This window comes from Bradyrhizobium sp. PRIMUS42, from assembly GCF_023006515.1.
In the GTDB taxonomy this organism is placed as follows: Bacteria; Pseudomonadota; Alphaproteobacteria; order Rhizobiales; family Xanthobacteraceae; genus Bradyrhizobium.
Map to the genome: position 1 here is coordinate 1 of NZ_JALBGZ010000066.1, position 15,385 is coordinate 15,385.

The 15,385-nt window shown below is 63.9% G+C and carries 9 protein-coding genes and 1 pseudogene; 2 read left to right on the plus strand and 8 right to left on the minus strand.

The window, feature by feature from the left end:
• Positions 1–76: 76 nt before the first annotated feature.
• A pseudogene (locus MOV75_RS08785) lies at positions 77–865 on the minus strand (TolC family protein); the annotation flags it as partial.
• A 688-nt stretch (positions 866–1,553) separates the two neighbouring features.
• Between MOV75_RS08785 and MOV75_RS08790 the strand changes: the two are divergent.
• A complete protein-coding gene (locus tag MOV75_RS08790; RefSeq protein WP_246921763.1) occupies positions 1,554–2,588 on the plus strand; it encodes a cysteine synthase A in 1,035 nt (344 codons plus the stop codon).
• Between the two features lie 61 nt (positions 2,589–2,649).
• Here the strand turns inward: MOV75_RS08790 and MOV75_RS08795 are convergent, their stop codons facing one another.
• The 7 genes from MOV75_RS08795 to MOV75_RS08825 all read right to left on the minus strand — a co-directional run bounded on the left by MOV75_RS08795 (position 2,650) and on the right by MOV75_RS08825 (position 14,216).
• Entirely contained in the window at positions 2,650–4,890 is a 2,241-nt protein-coding gene (locus tag MOV75_RS08795) for a glycosyltransferase family 41 protein (RefSeq protein WP_246921760.1), read from the minus strand.
• 136 nt (positions 4,891–5,026) lie between these two features.
• On the minus strand, positions 5,027–7,270 hold the full coding sequence (locus tag MOV75_RS08800; RefSeq protein ID WP_246921757.1) for a tetratricopeptide repeat protein: 2,244 nt from the start codon (positions 7,268–7,270) through the stop codon (positions 5,027–5,029).
• 91 nt (positions 7,271–7,361) lie between these two features.
• The gene (locus MOV75_RS08805; RefSeq protein WP_246921754.1) at positions 7,362–9,602 is read right to left on the minus strand and encodes a tetratricopeptide repeat protein; all 2,241 of its coding nucleotides are present in this window, start codon (positions 9,600–9,602) and stop codon (positions 7,362–7,364) included.
• Positions 9,603–9,702: 100 nt separating this feature from the next.
• The gene (locus MOV75_RS08810; RefSeq protein ID WP_246921751.1) at positions 9,703–10,440 is read right to left on the minus strand and encodes an amino acid ABC transporter ATP-binding protein; all 738 of its coding nucleotides are present in this window, start codon (positions 10,438–10,440) and stop codon (positions 9,703–9,705) included.
• Positions 10,441–10,451: 11 nt separating this feature from the next.
• Positions 10,452–11,972 (minus strand): amino acid ABC transporter permease, encoded by a 1,521-nt coding sequence (locus MOV75_RS08815; protein WP_246921748.1) that lies wholly within the window; start codon positions 11,970–11,972, stop codon positions 10,452–10,454.
• Positions 11,969–13,174, minus strand: a complete 1,206-nt coding sequence (locus MOV75_RS08820; protein ID WP_246921745.1) for an amino acid ABC transporter permease — start codon at positions 13,172–13,174, stop codon at positions 11,969–11,971. Before MOV75_RS08820 ends, MOV75_RS08815 begins: the two co-directional genes overlap by 4 nt.
• A gap of 25 nt (positions 13,175–13,199) precedes the next feature.
• On the minus strand, positions 13,200–14,216 hold the full coding sequence (locus MOV75_RS08825; RefSeq protein ID WP_246921743.1) for an amino acid ABC transporter substrate-binding protein: 1,017 nt from the start codon (positions 14,214–14,216) through the stop codon (positions 13,200–13,202).
• Between the two features lie 390 nt (positions 14,217–14,606).
• Between MOV75_RS08825 and MOV75_RS08830 the strand changes: the two genes are divergently transcribed.
• The coding region (locus MOV75_RS08830; protein ID WP_247005394.1) for a PLP-dependent aspartate aminotransferase family protein at positions 14,607–15,385 on the plus strand (779 nt) is incomplete at its 3' end.

Sequence of the window (15,385 nt, forward strand, 5' to 3'; positions counted from 1 at the left end):
ATGATCGCGGCGTTGAAGCCTTCGGCCAGCGTCACGTCGGATTCCGAGATGCCGCCGACGCCGGCATGCAGGATGCGGGCTGCGACACCAGCACGGCGAGCGCGTTGACGTTCTGATCCAGCGTCTGGCGCAGCGGCGGCACCAAGGCCTTCTGGTTGGCAAGCACGCTTTCCTGTTGCGCGACATCGAGATCGGTGCCAGTGCCGGCCTTGCGCCGCTCCCTGACGGCGTCGAGGATGCGCTGCGCGCTCGCGATGTTGCGCTGGGACGTCCTGATACGGTCCTGCGAGGCCAGCACTTGGAAATAGGCGTTGGCGACGGCGGCCAGCGTCGTCAGCGCGACGGTGTCGCGATCGAAGCGGTTGGCGTTGGCGGTCTCCTCGGCCGTCTGCAGCGCATCGCGGTTCTGGCCCCAGAAGTCGAGCTGATAGCTCGCGCTCAACGAGGCCTGGTAATTGACGACCTCACGTCCGCCATTGGTGAGCCCCGAGGCTGACGAGCCGGATGTGCGCGAATACGTCTCCTGCCCGGTGCCTGAAAGGCTCGGCAGCAGCGCCGCGCCCGCCTGCCGCGCCTGGGCGTCGGCCTGGACGATGCGCGAGACGGCGGCGGCGATGTCGAGGTTGACGGTCTGCGCCTCTTCCATCAGCTGCGTCAGCTCCGCGGAGCGGAAGCCACGCCACCAATCCAACGACGGCGGCGCCTCGCCCTTGCCCGCGTATTTGTACTGCGTGGGAACGTCGAGGGCGGGATCGGGAAGGTCCTGGGTCAGCACGCACGCGCCCGAGCCGGCAGCGAGGCACAATACCGCAAGCCAGCGCGCCGCGCGCCGCGTCCGGGATGCAGAACCTTCGGACCGCCGCATGGCGATCGCCGGAACATCCTGTGTCACATCCACCCCCCGCCGGGCAGATCAAGCCGCCGCGCAACCGGATTAACCGATTCGCGGCGGGACAATCGGGGGGCTTTGGACAACTCGTTCACAGTCCTGATGCTTTCTGCGGAACTTCGACATTGATACTAGCCGGGCGCTGAACCGCGGGACAGTCCCGCAGTCGCGAGATGGCCGGGCCAACGAGCCCCAAGCGGATCGATCAAAATGCAAAAGGTGCCTGTCTCGCAGAGACTTCTCTCACTCCGAAAACATTGGGAAACGTGAACAAGCTTACCAAGATTTCATGTGATATTGCTGCCACACCGGCATCGGGGCCTTTCGACGGGTCCCGCTACGCCCCGCGCGGCTTCGGCTCGGTCGCGCCCTCGCTATCCACGTTCCCTGCTGTCCTCCCGACTCGCCCTTGAAAACAAGCGGTCGTGAAGTCGCTGGTGACGACCATCATCTTCCATGCTCTGACGGAGTTTGGTCATTTCCTCCTATTGATATCCCGCCGCCCGGCCAAACGCATCATCGCCGGTCGCGCCGCTCGATAATATCCCTGTTTAGACAGGCGCTTCAGCCGGTTTCGCCGCAGCGCAAAAGCCTTCCCCTTTGCCCTCCCAAGCACTAGGTTCTGGTCAACCAGATCAACCCCCTTGGTAGCGATTTCCCTGACATGACCATTCGAAACGACGTTGTCGAAGCCATCGGCGACACCCCGCTGATCAAGCTGAAGCGCGCCTCGGAACTGACCGGCTGCACCATTCTCGGCAAGGCCGAGTTCATGAACCCCGGCCAGTCGGTCAAAGACCGTGCCGGCAAATGGATGATCCTGGAGGCCGAGAAGCGCGGCGAGCTCAAGCCCGGCGGCCTCGTGGTGGAAGCGACTGCCGGCAATACCGGCATCGGGCTCGCGGTGGTGGCGAGCGCGCGCGGCTACCGCACGCTGATCGTGATCCCGGAAACGCAGAGCCAGGAAAAGAAGGACTTCCTGAAGCTGTGCGGCGCCGAGCTGATCGAGGTGCCGGCCCTGCCCTATGCCAACCCCAACAACTATCAACACGTCGGCCGGCGGCTTGCGGACGAGCTGCGCAAGACCGAGCCCAATGGCGTGCTGTTCGCAGACCAGTGGAACAACCTCGACAATGCCAAGGCACATTACGAATCGACGGGCCCCGAGATCTGGGAGCAGACCGGCGGCAAGGTCGATGGCTTCGTCTGCTCGGTCGGCAGCGGCGGCACGCTCGCCGGCACCAGCCGTTATCTGAAGGAGAAGAACAAGAACGTGCGGATCGCCTGCGCCGATCCGCACGGCGCCGGCATGTACGAATATTTCAGGACTGGCGACGCCAAGGCGACGCCCGGCGGATCGATCACCGAAGGCATCGGCCTCAACCGGGCGACCGCGATCGTCGAGACGGCCAAGGTCGACGACGCCTATCTCATTCCCGATGCCGAAGCTGTCAGCGCCATCTACGAGCTGCTCCAGCACGAGGGCCTGTGCCTCGGCGGCTCGACCGGCATCAACATCGTGGGCGCGATGCGCCTCGCAAAACAGCTCGGGCCCGGCAAGACGATCGTCACCGTGCTGTGCGATTCCGGCAGCCGCTATCAGTCGAAGCTGTTCAACGCAGATTTCATGCGCGCCAAGAACCTTCCGGTGCCGGAGTGGCTGGAGAAGCGCAGCAACATCAAGCCGCCGTTCGTGTGATCGTCGCAGGCGTCCTCAGGCCGGGGACGCGCGTCCACAAGGTCCGCGCGGTTCGGCCGGTTTATGCGCCCTCGCCGCGTTCCGAGGTCGCGGCACAATGGTCGCGCCAGAACCGGCGATAACCCTCCTCGACCCTGCGCGTGTAGATCTCGACATTGCCGGCGGGCGAGGCTGCGATCCGTGCCGGCAGCTCTGCACGCAACTTTGCCAGATGCTCGGGCCGCGCCGCATATTTGCACGCGATCGCGACATACCCCTCGTCATCCTCGGCGACCCAGTCATTGAGACCGACGGCAGCCACGATGGAGCCGCCGGCGCGCGACGAGGCGCCGTGGCCGAGCTTGGCGACGACCGGAACGCCTGCATAGAGGGATTCCCAGGTGCTGACGCCGCCGTTTTGCGGGAAAGTATCAAGCGAAATATCGACGTTGGCAAAGGCCCGCAGATGCTCAGTGCGCGCGGACGAGCCGAGGCACGTGATGTTCTCCTCGACGATGCCCTGCGCCACCAAACGGGCGAGAAGCCCGTCCCGCACCAGCGGATCGTCAAGCAGCGTATGTTTGATGATGATCTTCGATCCGGTCACCTCGCCCATCACCTTCGCCCACACACGGATGGCCTCATCCGAGATCTTGGAGATGCGATTGAAGACGCCGAAGGTTACGTGGCCGTTGCGGAGCATGGGAAGCTCCGAAGCGGGCACATCGAGGATGGGATCCATCGTGATCAGGCATGGCAGGTCATGAACCTTTTCGGCCAGCAGATGGCGGGCCGATTCCGGAATGAAGATCGGATCCGCGAGCACGTAATCCATGGTCTGCAGGCCGGTCCCCGTGGCGTGTCCAAAGCCCGTGACCTGGACCGGAGCCGGCTTGCGGGCGAAGACAGGGAGCCTGTTGCCGGTGGTATGCCCCGACACGTCGATCAGGATATCGACCTTGTCGGCCTCAATACGATCGGCCAGCTCGTCGTCCGAAAGTTGCGAGGCGTCGACCCAGACGTCCGCGAACGACTTGAACCTGGCGGTCATCTCGTCTCGCGTCGGCGAGCACGAATAGCAGACGATCTCGAATTGGGCGCGGTCGTGATGGCGCAGCACCGGTAACAGACCGAACGCCGCCGAGTGGTACCAGAACTCTGCGGACACGTAACCGACCACGATCCGCCTGTCGGGATCGAACTGCCGGGGCGCGAGCTTCCTTTGCGGCACTCGGGCGCCGAACGCTTCCCCCCAAGACTTTCGCGCGGCCTGTTGAACCGTGAAATCGGCGTCAGGAAGAAAGTCCAGAAAGTAGATCTTCCGCGCGATCAGGTCCGGCTCGTCCGGCGTGATCGCCAGCGCGGCATCGAGATGTTCGATCGCGGCCGCGATCTCTCCCTGGTTTGCAAAACAGGAACTCAGCAGCGCCAGCGCGATCGCCGAGCGCGGATTTTCCTCGAGCAACGCCGTACAGGCCAGGATCGCCTGCGCGGTATTCCCCAAACTCAGCGAGACTTCCGCCTTCCCCCGCAACGCCACTTCGAGCTTGGGCGAAAGCGCAAGTGCTGCGTCAAAATCCGCGGCCGCTCGTTCCGGCCGCGACAGCGCAAAATTGAGCCGGCCGCGGTGCGCGAGGACCTTCGCCGAACCGGGCCTGATCGCGAGCGCCGCTGCGAGGGCGGCTTCCGCCTCATCGTAGTGCTTGAGCTCGATGCTGACCACGCCTTTGCCGACGAGCGCTTCGGCGTGCCGCGGCTGAAACAACAGAGCGCGCTCGAAGCTTTGCCTGGCCCGGTCGAACCGGCCCAGCGCCAGCTCGGCCAGGCCACGATTGCAGAGCGCATCGGCATGGTCTGGCTTCAGCTTGATCGCGCGATCGTACAGCTCGATAGCCTGCTCGGGCAGGTTCATCTGGAGCAAGGTGTTGCCGAGGCCGGTCAGGGCCGGCGCAAAATTCGGCTTCAGCGCGATCGCCTTCTCCTGACACGCGCGGGCGGCCTCAAATTTCTGAAGCGCACAGTGAACGGCAGCAAGATTGTTATGGGCCTCGTGCGAACGCGGATCGATCGCGATCGCGCGCTCGAGCAGCTGTTGCGCCTCCTCCAGGCGCCCGCCCTGTTGCACGCTCAGGCCGAGCAGGTGCGTGGCGTCGAAGTGATCCGGAACGGCTTGCAGGATCTGGCGGCAGAGCGACTCGGTCTCCGCATATCTGCCCAGTCCATAGGCGCTCGCCGCGGCCGAGATGATGGCGTCGGCCTGCTTCTTCATTTTCTTCTGCAATCGCGCGTTCTGGAATGCGCGCGCGCCGGCACTGCTCTGCAAGGTGTCTCTCCGGAAGATGGCCCGTAGCGAGTCTAACTGATTCGCGCGTCAGGCCGGCCGCTCGGAGGGCCTCCGGGGATATCCCGGGGCTCACCGCGGGATCTGGCCGCGGAATGGCCTGGTGCGCCTGCCCCGCCTATGCAGTGTCGCCGCCTTCCGCGGCGGCAGCGCAATGGTCGCGCCAGAACTGGCGATAACCCGCTTCGAGCTCGCGCGTGTAGATTTCGACATTGCCGGCGGGTGAGGCTGCGATCTGCGCTGGCAAACCCGCGCGCAACTGCGCCAGATATTCGGGCTGTGAGGCAAACCTTCGGGCGATCTCGACATAGCCATCGTCATCCTCGGCGACCCAGTCGCCGAGGCCGACGGCGGTCACGATGGAGGCGCCGGCACGCGAGGAGGCTCCGTTACCGAGCTTGGCCACGACGGGAACGCCCTTGTAGAGGGATTCCCAAGTGCTGATGCCGCCATTTTGCGGGAACGTGTCGAGGGAAATATCGATCTGGTCAAACGCCATCAGGTGATCGTCGCGCGAGGTGGTGCCGAGGCACGTGATGTTCTCCTCCGCAATGCCCTGCGCGATGAAGCGTGCGATCAAGCTATCGCGCAGCAGCTGATCATCGAGCAAACCATGCTTGAGGATGATCTTCGATCCCGGCACCTCACGCATGATGGCCGACCACACACGGATCGCATCGTCCGAGATCTTGTAGATGCGGTTGAACACGCCGAACGTGACATAGCCGTTGCGGAGCATCGGCAGCTCTGAGGGCTGCAGATTGGTGACGGGCTCCATCGTGATCAGGCACGGCAGATCGTGGATCTTCTCGGGAAACAAGTGCCGGGCCGATGGCGGAATGAAGATGGGATCCGCGAGCACATAGTCCATGGTCGGCATGCCGGTGCCCGTGGCGTGACCGAAGCCGGTGGCCTGGATCGGCGCCGGCTTCCGCGCGAAACATTGCAGCCTGTTTCCCGTGGTATGGCCCGACACGTCGATCAGGATGTCGACATTGTCGGCCTGAATACGATCGGCGAGTTCGTCGTCCGAAAGCCCCCAGGCATCAACCCAGACGTCAGCCAATGATTTGAACTTGGCGGTGTACTCGTCCGCGCCCGGCCAGCAGTAGTAGCAGATGATCTCAAATTTGGTGTGATCGTGGTTGCGCAGGACCGGCAGCAGGGTGAGACCCGCCGAGTGCTGCCGGAATTCGGCGGCGACATAGCCGACCACGATCCGCTTCTCCGGATCGAGCTCCCGCTTCGGCAGCGTCCTTTTGGGAATCTTCGAGCCGATCGCATCCCACCAGGATTTTCGCACGGCCTGCTGGACCACGAAATCGGCCTCGGCACGGTAGTCTTGTAGGAATATCTTTCCTCTGATCGCATCCCCATAGTCCGGTCGGAGCGCCAGCGCACGATCGAGGTATTCGATCGCGGTGTCCATGTCGCCCTGGTTCGAATAAGCGAAGCCCATCAGCGCCACTCCCATCTCGGAGCGCGGATTTCGCTCGATCAGGGTCGTCGCGGCCGCCATCGCCTGCGCGGTTCGTCCCATGACGAGGCAGGTCTGAGCCTTGCCCCGGAGCGCCAGCTCGAGCTTGGGCGAGATCGTAAGCGCCGCCTCGAAATCCGCAAGCGCGGGCTCCAGGCGCTGCAGCTCGTAACTGAGCCGCCCGCGCTGGGCCAGGATCCTCGGCGCGCCGGGCTTGATCGCCAGCGCCGTGGCAAATTTGGCGGCCGCCTCGTCGTAGTGCCGGAGCTCCATGCTGACCATGCCGCTGCCGACGATGGCCTCGGCGTGACGGGGCTGAAACAGCAGGGCTCGATCAAAACTTTCCTTCGCGCGCATGACCTGTCCAAGCACGATCTCGACCATGCCACGATTGCAGAACGCATCGGCATAATCCGGCTTCAGCTTGATGGCGCGCTCGTGCAGCACGAGCGCCTGCTCGTACTGTCCCATATGCATCAGCGTGTTGCCGAGATTGGTGAGCGCGACAGCGAAATTCGGCTTCAGCGCGATCGCCCTCTCCTGGCAACGCCGCGCCTCGTCGTAAATGCCGAGGTCGAAATGCACGGTCGCGAGGTTGTTATGGGCATCGTGCGAGCGCGGATCGAGTGCAATCACGCGCTCCAGGAGCTCTTTCGCCTCCTCGAGGCGCCGGCCGTCGTGGGCGCACATGCCGAGCAGGTGGATAGCGTCGACATGATCCGGAAGGGCTTTCAGGATCTCACGGCACAGCGCCTCGGTCTCGGCATATCGACCCTGGCCATAGGCGTTCGCCGCAGCGGCGATGACGGCGTCGGCCTGCTTCATCAATTTCTTCTGCAATCGCGCGTTCTGAAATGCGCGCGCGCCGCCGCCGCTGTTCTGCAAGGTGTATCTCCGGAGAATGCCCTCGGCAGAGTCTAACTGATTCGCGAGCTTGGCCGGCCGGGCACCGGACCCCCGGGATTTCCCGGGGCGCCTACGCCCCCTCGCCGCGTTCCAGGGCAGCGGCACAATGATCGTGCCAGAACCGGCGATAGGCCGCTTCGACCTCACGCGTGTAGAGTTCGACATTGCCGGCAGACGAGGCTGCGATCCGAGCCGGCAGATCCGCCCGCAACTTGGCCAGCTGGGCGGGCTGCGCCGCATATTTGCATGCGATCGCGGCATAGCCGTCGTCATCCTCGGCGACCCAGTCGCCAAGGCCAACGGCCGTCACGATGGAGCCGCCGGCGCGCGACGACGCGCCGTGGCCGAGCTTGGCGACGACAGGAACGCCCGCATAGAGGGATTCCCAGGTGCTGATGCCGCCATTTTGCGGGAATGTGTCGAGGGAGATGTCGACTTTCGCAAAGGCCAGCAGATGCTCGTGGCGCGAGGTCGAGCCGAGGCACGTGATATTCTCTTCCACAATGCCATTTGCCACGAACCGCGCGATCAGGCCGTCGCGCAGCAAGGGATCGTCGAGCAGCCCGTGCTTGATAATGATCTTCGATCCCGCCACCTCACGCATCACTTTCGACCACACCCGGATCGCCTCATCCGAGATCTTGTAGATGCGGTTGAACACGCCGAAGGTCACATGGCCGTTCCGGAGCATGGGTAGTTCCGAGGGCGGCACATCCAGGATCGGATCGATCGTGATCAGGCAAGGCAGATCATGAACCTTCTCGGCCAGCAGATGGCGCTCTGATTGCGGAATGAAGATCGGATCCGCAAGAACGTAGTCCATGGTCTGAAGTCCCGTCCCCGTGGCATGTCCGAAGCCCGTGACCTGGATTGGGGCCGGCTTCCGGGCGAATACAGGGAGCCTGTTGCCGGCCGTGTGCCCCGACACGTCGATCAGGATATCGATCTTGTCGGCCTCAATACGATCGGCCAGTTCGTCGTCCGAAAGCTGCGCGGCGTCGACCCAGACGTCCGCAAGAGGCTTGAATCTCTCGGTGATCTCATCCTGCAACGGCCAGCAGGAATAGCAGACGATCTCGAACCTGGCGCGATCATGATGGCGCAGCACCGGCAACAGCGCGAACGCTGCCGAGTGGTTCCTGAATTCCGACGCGACATAACCGACCACGATCCGCCTGTCCGGATCGAGCTTCCGGGGTGGCAGTGTCCGTTGCGGCAATCCGGCGCCGATCGCATCCCACCATGATTTTCGTGCCGCCTGCTGGACCGCGAAATCGGCCTCCGGCAGATAATCCAGGATGAATATCTTGCGTGCGATGGCATCCGCATAATCCGGCGAGATCTCGAGTGCGGCGTCGAGGTGCTCGAGCGCCGTCGCGACGTCTCCCTGGTTCGCGTAGCAGGCGCCGAGTAGCACGATCGCGTAATCGGACCGCGGATTGTCCTCGAGCAGGGTCTTGACGGCGGCAATCGCCTGCGTCGTGTTCCCCAACAGAAGGTTGACCTGCGCCTTGCCACGCAGCGCGAGCTCGAGCCGTGGCGATTGCACCAGCGCCGCATCGAAATCCACGGCCGCCTGCTCCAGCCGGTACAGGTCGAAGTTGAGCCGTCCGCGCTGCGCCAGAATCCTCGGTGAGCCCGGCTTGATCGCGAGGCCTGCCGCGAGGGCGGCTTCCGCCTCCGCGTAGTGGCGGAGCTCGATGCATACCATGCCCTTGCCGGCGAGCGCTTCGGCGTGCCGCGGCTGAAACAAGAGGGCGCGCTCGAAACTCTCCTTGGCACGCTCGCACTGGCCGGTCATCAGCTCCGCCATGCCGCGATTGCAGAACGCATCGGCATAGTCCGGCCGTAGCCGGATGGCGCGTTCGTGCAGTCCGATCGCCTGCTCGCCGAGGCCGATGTTCAGCAGCGTATTGCCGAGATTGGTCAGGGTGATCGGACAATTCGGCTTCAGCGCAATGGCCTTCTCCTGGCATGCGCGGGCGTCCTTGAATTTCTGCAGATCGAAATACACGGCCCCGAGATTGCCATGGGCATCGGGCGAGCGCGGATCGAGCGCGATCGCGCGCTCAAGCAGCTGTTGCGCCTCCTCGAACCGCCCGCCCTCATACGCACGCAGGCCGAGCAGGTGCGTGGCGTGGAAATGATCCGGAACCTCTTTCAGGATCTCGCGGCAGAGCGTCTCGGCCTCCGCAAATCTGCCCTGGCCGAGTGCCTCGACCGCGAAGGACATCACGGCGTCCGCCTGCTTCCTCAACTTCTTTGCCAATCGCGCATTCTGGTATGCGCGCGCGCCGACACTGCTCTGCAAGGTCTCTCTCCGGAGGATGGCCGAAAAGACGCAAAGCTGATTCGGATGGTGCCAAGCTGGCGGGTCGCTCAGACCGGCGAGGCCACCCGATTGCAGGTGGTCACCGCAGGATCTGGCTCAGGAACAGCTTTGTGCGGGCGTGCTGAGGCGCCGCAAAGAACTCGTTCGGGGTGTTGGCCTCGATGATCTGGCCGGCGTCCATGAACACCACGCGGTTGGCGACCTCGCGGGCAAAGCCCATTTCGTGGGTGACCACCAGCATGGTCATGCCCTCCTCGGCGAGGTCCACCATGGTATCCAGCACCTCCTTGACCATCTCGGGGTCGAGTGCGGAGGTGGGCTCGTCGAACAGCATGACCTTCGGGTTCATCGTCAGGGCCCGCGCGATCGCGACGCGCTGCTGCTGGCCGCCGGACATCTGCCCCGGAAACTTGTTGGCCTGGTGCGGGATCTTGACCCGCTCCAGGAACTTCATCGCAGTCTCCTCGGCGTCCTTCTTCGGGATGTTGCGCACCCAGATCGGCGCCAGCGTGCAATTGTCCAGCACGGTCAGGTGCGGGAACAGATTGAAGCTCTGGAACACCATGCCGACTTCGCGGCGCACCGCGTCGACGTGCTTGAGGTTGGGCCCGAGCTCGATGCCGTCGACGACGATCTCGCCCTCCTGGAATTCCTCGAGCGCGTTGATGCAGCGGATCAAGGTCGACTTGCCGGAGCCCGAGGGCCCGCAGATCACGATGCGCTCGCCCTTCCGGACCGCGAGGTCGATGTCGCGCAGCACGTGAAAGTCGCCGTACCATTTGTTGAGGCCGGAAATCTTGACGATGGGGTCGGACATGGTGACCTCGATCAGTTGCGACGGTGGGCGTTGAGGCGGTGCTCGACGAACAGCGAGTAGCGCGACATTCCAAAGCAGAAGATGAAGTAGATGATCCCGGCGAAGGCGAAGCCGGTGAACGCGGTCGAGGGCGTCGACCATTTCGGATCCGAGAACGAGGCCCGCAGCGAGCCCAACAGATCGAACAGCGCCACGATCGAGACCAGCGAGGTGTCCTTGAACAGCGAGATGAAGCTGTTGACGAGGTTCGGAATGACGTGACGCAGCGCCTGCGGCAGCACGATCAGCGAGGTCGTCTTCCACCAGGACAGGCCCAGGGCCGCGGCTGCCTCGCCCTGCCCGCGCGGGATCGCAGCGAGCCCGCCGCGGACGTTCTCGGCCTGGTAGGCGCCCGTGAACAGCGCGATGCCGATCAGCGCGCGGACGAGACCGTCGACGGTGAAATTACCCGGCAGGAACAGCGGCAGCATGTAGGTGGCGAAGAACAGCACGGTGATCAGCGGCACGCCGCGCCAGAACTCGATGAAGGCGATTGAGAAGATCCGGATCAGCGGAATCGTGGAGCGGCGGCCGAGCGCCAGCGCGATGCCGATCGGCAGCGAGGTGACGATGCCGGTGACGGAGACCACCAGCGTCACCAGAAGGCCGCCCCACAGATTTGTTGCCACAACCGGCAATCCGCCGTGATCGAGCCCCATCAGCTTGATGACGATGGCGATGGCGATGAAGGTGGCGACGCTCGATGCGAGAGCCCGCCCGCCGGTGCGAACGCCGCCGCCGAGAACGAAGGCGATCAGGGAGACGATCGCAGCCGTGATGGCGAAATCGGTCCAGACCGATTGGCCCGTTCCCAGGAGTTGGTCACGCAGCCAGGTCAGCGGAAAGATCAGCCAATAAATCCCCGTGCCGACCAGCACGATGAAATTGCCGACAATCCAGAAGAGCGGTGCGACGGCCGACGTCTTGCTGAGAGCGAGCAGGGCCTGTCCGGCATTGACGATGCTCTCGTCGAACAGCTGCAGCAGGTCAGCCGTCCAGCTCAGGCCAAAGCCCTTGATGCCGCCGCCGTGCAGCAGGAAGAAGGCGACCACGGGAAAGGCGAAGAAGAACACGCCGGCATTCAGGCCCTTTGCCGGCAGCCGGGGAATGAGCATCGGCACCAGCAGGACCACCGCCAGGACGAATGTGAGATTGACGCGCCAGCGCTCGGCCTCGGGATAGAAGCCGTAGATCAGTTGCGGCAGCTTGGCCTGGATATAAGGCCAGCAGGCACCGACGGCAAAGCCGGCGTTCTCCGTGAGGCATGCCGTGCGGTCCTTGCCGCTCCACACCGCGTCCACCATCAGGAACCTGACGGAGGGAATGATGGTGAACCACAGCAGCAAGGCGCCCACGATCGTGAGCAGGATGTTGGTCGGCGAGTTGAACAGGCGCGTCCGCATCAGGCCGACAAAGCCCGTGGTCTTCACCGGCGCAGGACGCTCGGTGAGGAGGTCCTGGCGGACGAAGCTGTTCGAGGCGATATCGCTCATGCGCCGAGACTCCGGCTGACGCGCCAACCGTAGACGCTCATGACGGCGCTGGTGAGCAGCGAGATCAGGAGATAGATGCCCATGGTCATGGCGATGATCTCGATCGCCTGCCCGGTCTGGCTCAGCGACGTGCCGGCGAACACGGAGACGAGGTCAGGATAGCCGATCGCGACCGCCAGCGACGAGTTCTTGGTGAGATTGAGGTACTGGTTGGTCAGCGGCGGCACGATGACGCGCATGGCCTGCGGCACCACGATCAGCCGGAGCGTCGTGCCGCGGCTGAGGCCGAGCGAGGACCCCGCCTCCATCTGTCCCTTGTGAACGGACAGGATGCCGGCGCGCACGATCTCGGCGATGAAGGCGGCGGTATAGGTCGACAGCGCCAGCGTCAGCGCCACGAACTCCGGAATGATGCGCGAGCCGCCGGCGAAGTTGAAACCCTTCAGCTGCGGCAGCTCGAAGGTGAATGGCCGACCGAACACCAGCATCGCGGCGAGCGGCAGCCCGAACAGCAGACCCAGCACATAGGGCCAGATCCGGATCATCCGCCCTTCCTGAAACAATGCGCGCCGGGCATAGAAGCGCAAGGCCAGTGCCGCGACGACGCCGAGCGCCAGCATCGCCAGGAACGGCTCGAGGCCGCTCTGGCCTATCGGACTGGGAACGACGAGGCCGCGATTGCTGACAAAGGCAATGCCGAACAGCGAGATGCTCTGCCGCGGATTGGGCAAGGCCGCGAGCACCGCGAGGTACCAGAACAGGATCTGGAACAGCACCGGCAGGTTGCGGATGATCTCGACATAGATCTCGCCGACGCGCGACAACAGCCAATTGGGCGAGAGCCGGCATAGCGCGACGGTGAACCCGATCAACGTGGCGAAGACGATGCCTACCACCGAGACCACGAGTGTGTTGAGGAGACCGACTACGAACACGCGCAGGAACGTGTCCGAGCCGGTGTAGGAGATCAGGGTCTGGTTGACGTCGAAGCCGGCATTGTTCCGCAAGAAGCCGAAGCCGGCGGCGATGTGCTGGTTCTCGAGGTTGGCGCGGGCGTTGGAGACGATCTCGTAGCCGATCCAGCCCAGGATCGCCGCGAAGGCAAACTGGACGGCGACGCCGTTCCAGCCTGCCTTGCCGCCCAGAATGCGCCGGATCTTCAGCGCGATCTGGGGCGGCGGTTTTCGGGCCTCGGTGCTCATGCCGCTGCCAGCGGGTCAGAGGCGATCAGCGGATCGGCGGCGCGTACTGGAGACCGCCCTTGTTCCAGAGATTGTTGAGACCGCGGTTGATGGCGAGCGGCGAGCCCGCGCCGACATTGCGATCGAACACTTCGCCGTAATTGCCGACCGCCTTCACGACCCGCACCACCCAGTCCTTGGTCAAACCGAGCTGTTCGCCGAAATTGCCGTCGGTGCCGAGAACGCGCTTCAACTCGGGATTTTCCAGCTTCGCTTTCTCGTCGACGTTTTTCGAGGTCACGCCGAGCTCTTCGGCGGTGATCATCGCGAACAGCGTCCACTTCACGATGTCGAACCACTGGTCGTCGCCGTGGCGCACCATCGGGCCGAGCGGCTCCTTCGAGATGATCTCGGGGAGCACCATGTGGTCGTTGGGATTGGCGAGCTTCAGGCGATTGGCGTAGAGGCCCGACTGGTCGGTGGTGAAGACGTCGCAGCGCCCGGCTTCATAGGCCTTGACCGTTTCGTCGTTGGTGCCGAATGCGATCACCTCGTACTTCATGTTGTTGGCCTTGAAGTAGTCGGCGAGATTCTGCTCGGTGGTAGTGCCGGTCTGCACGCAGACCGAGGCGCTGTTGAGCTCGAGCGCCGAATTCACCTTGAGCGACTTCTTCACCATGAAGCCCTGCCCGTCATAATAGGTCACGCCGGTGAAGTTGGCGCCGAGCGAGGTATCACGCGAGATGGTCCAGGTGGTGTTGCGCGAGAGCAGGTCGATTTCACCGGATTGCAGCGCGGTGAAGCGGTCCTTGGCGGACAGCGGCACATATTTGACCTTGGTCGCATCGTTGAAGATCGCCCCGGCGATCGCCCGGCAAACGTCGACGTCGAGCCCGGTCCAGTTGCCCTTGTCGTCGGGCGAGGAGAATCCCGGCAGGCCCTGGCTGACGCCGCAGGACAACATGCCCCGATCCTTGATGGTCTTGAGCGTTTGCGCGTCGGCGGCTTGGGAAGAGAGGCCTGCGGCGAGAGCAAGGGTGAGAGCCAGGGTTACGCGTTTCATGGGCTTTGGGCCTTTCAAAGTCGTCTCAAGGAATGTTGTCTCAGGATCATCTCTGCCGGGGCCAGGCGTATCACGACCAGCCCTGCAAGAGTCATGCTGGAAAACCTTGCCGAACACCCGCCGATCCCGGGAGGCCAATACCTTAATCCCCGCCGCAGGCGCCCGCCATCATGGCTGTGACGCAAAGTCCGGTCAGGCGATGGATCGAAGGTCGCGGCAGGCCCCTCAACATGCGGCGACTGAATAGCACCCGCGCATCTCAGAACGACTGGCGTGCCGGGTCAAGGGGTTGACGGGACTCTTCTGTGTTCTGTTATTAACGACAGCGGCCTTTCGGCCAGCCCGTCAGGCGCTAGGCCCGAGCGGAAACGCGGTTTTGAAAGCAGACGCATGGATTCCTCGCACCCCCAAGAGCAGCACGCCGAGACCCGGCTGGTTACCTCCGGCCGCGACACCAAGGCGCAGAAGGGGTTCGTCAATCCGCCGGTCTTCCACGGCTCGACCGTGCTCTACCCGACCGCCGAGGACCTGCACGCCCATCGCGGCGAGTTCACCTATGGCCGCCACGGTTCCCCCACCACCAAGGCGTTCCAGGAGACGCTGATGGCGCTGGAGGGGCCGCAATGCGCCGGCGTCGGCATCGTGCCGTCGGGCCTGTCGGCGATCTCCACCACCCTGCTCTCGGTGCTGAAGACCGGGGACCATCTCCTGGTTTGCGACAACGTCTATCGGCCCTCGCGCAATTTCTGCAACGGCATGCTCGTGCGCTATGGCGTCGAGACCACCTATTTCGACCCGATGATTGGCGCCGGCATTGAAAAACTGTTCAAGCCGAACACCCGGGCGGTGCTGGTGGAGGCGCCGGGCTCGCAATCGTTCGAGATGCCCGACATCCGCGCCATCGCCGAGGTCGCGCATGCGCGCGATGCGCTCGTCATCGACGACAACACCTGGGCAACCCCGCTCTATCACCGCTCGCTCGAACAGGGCGTCGACATCAGCATGCAGGCCGCCACCAAATATATCGGCGGCCATTCCGACATCATGTTCGGCACCATCTCGGCCAGTGCCAGGGCCTGGCCGATGGTCGCCGAGGGCATCCGCCTGCTCGGCGTCTGCGCCGGTCCCGACGACGTCTTCCTCGCGCTGCGTGGCCTGCGCACGCTGTC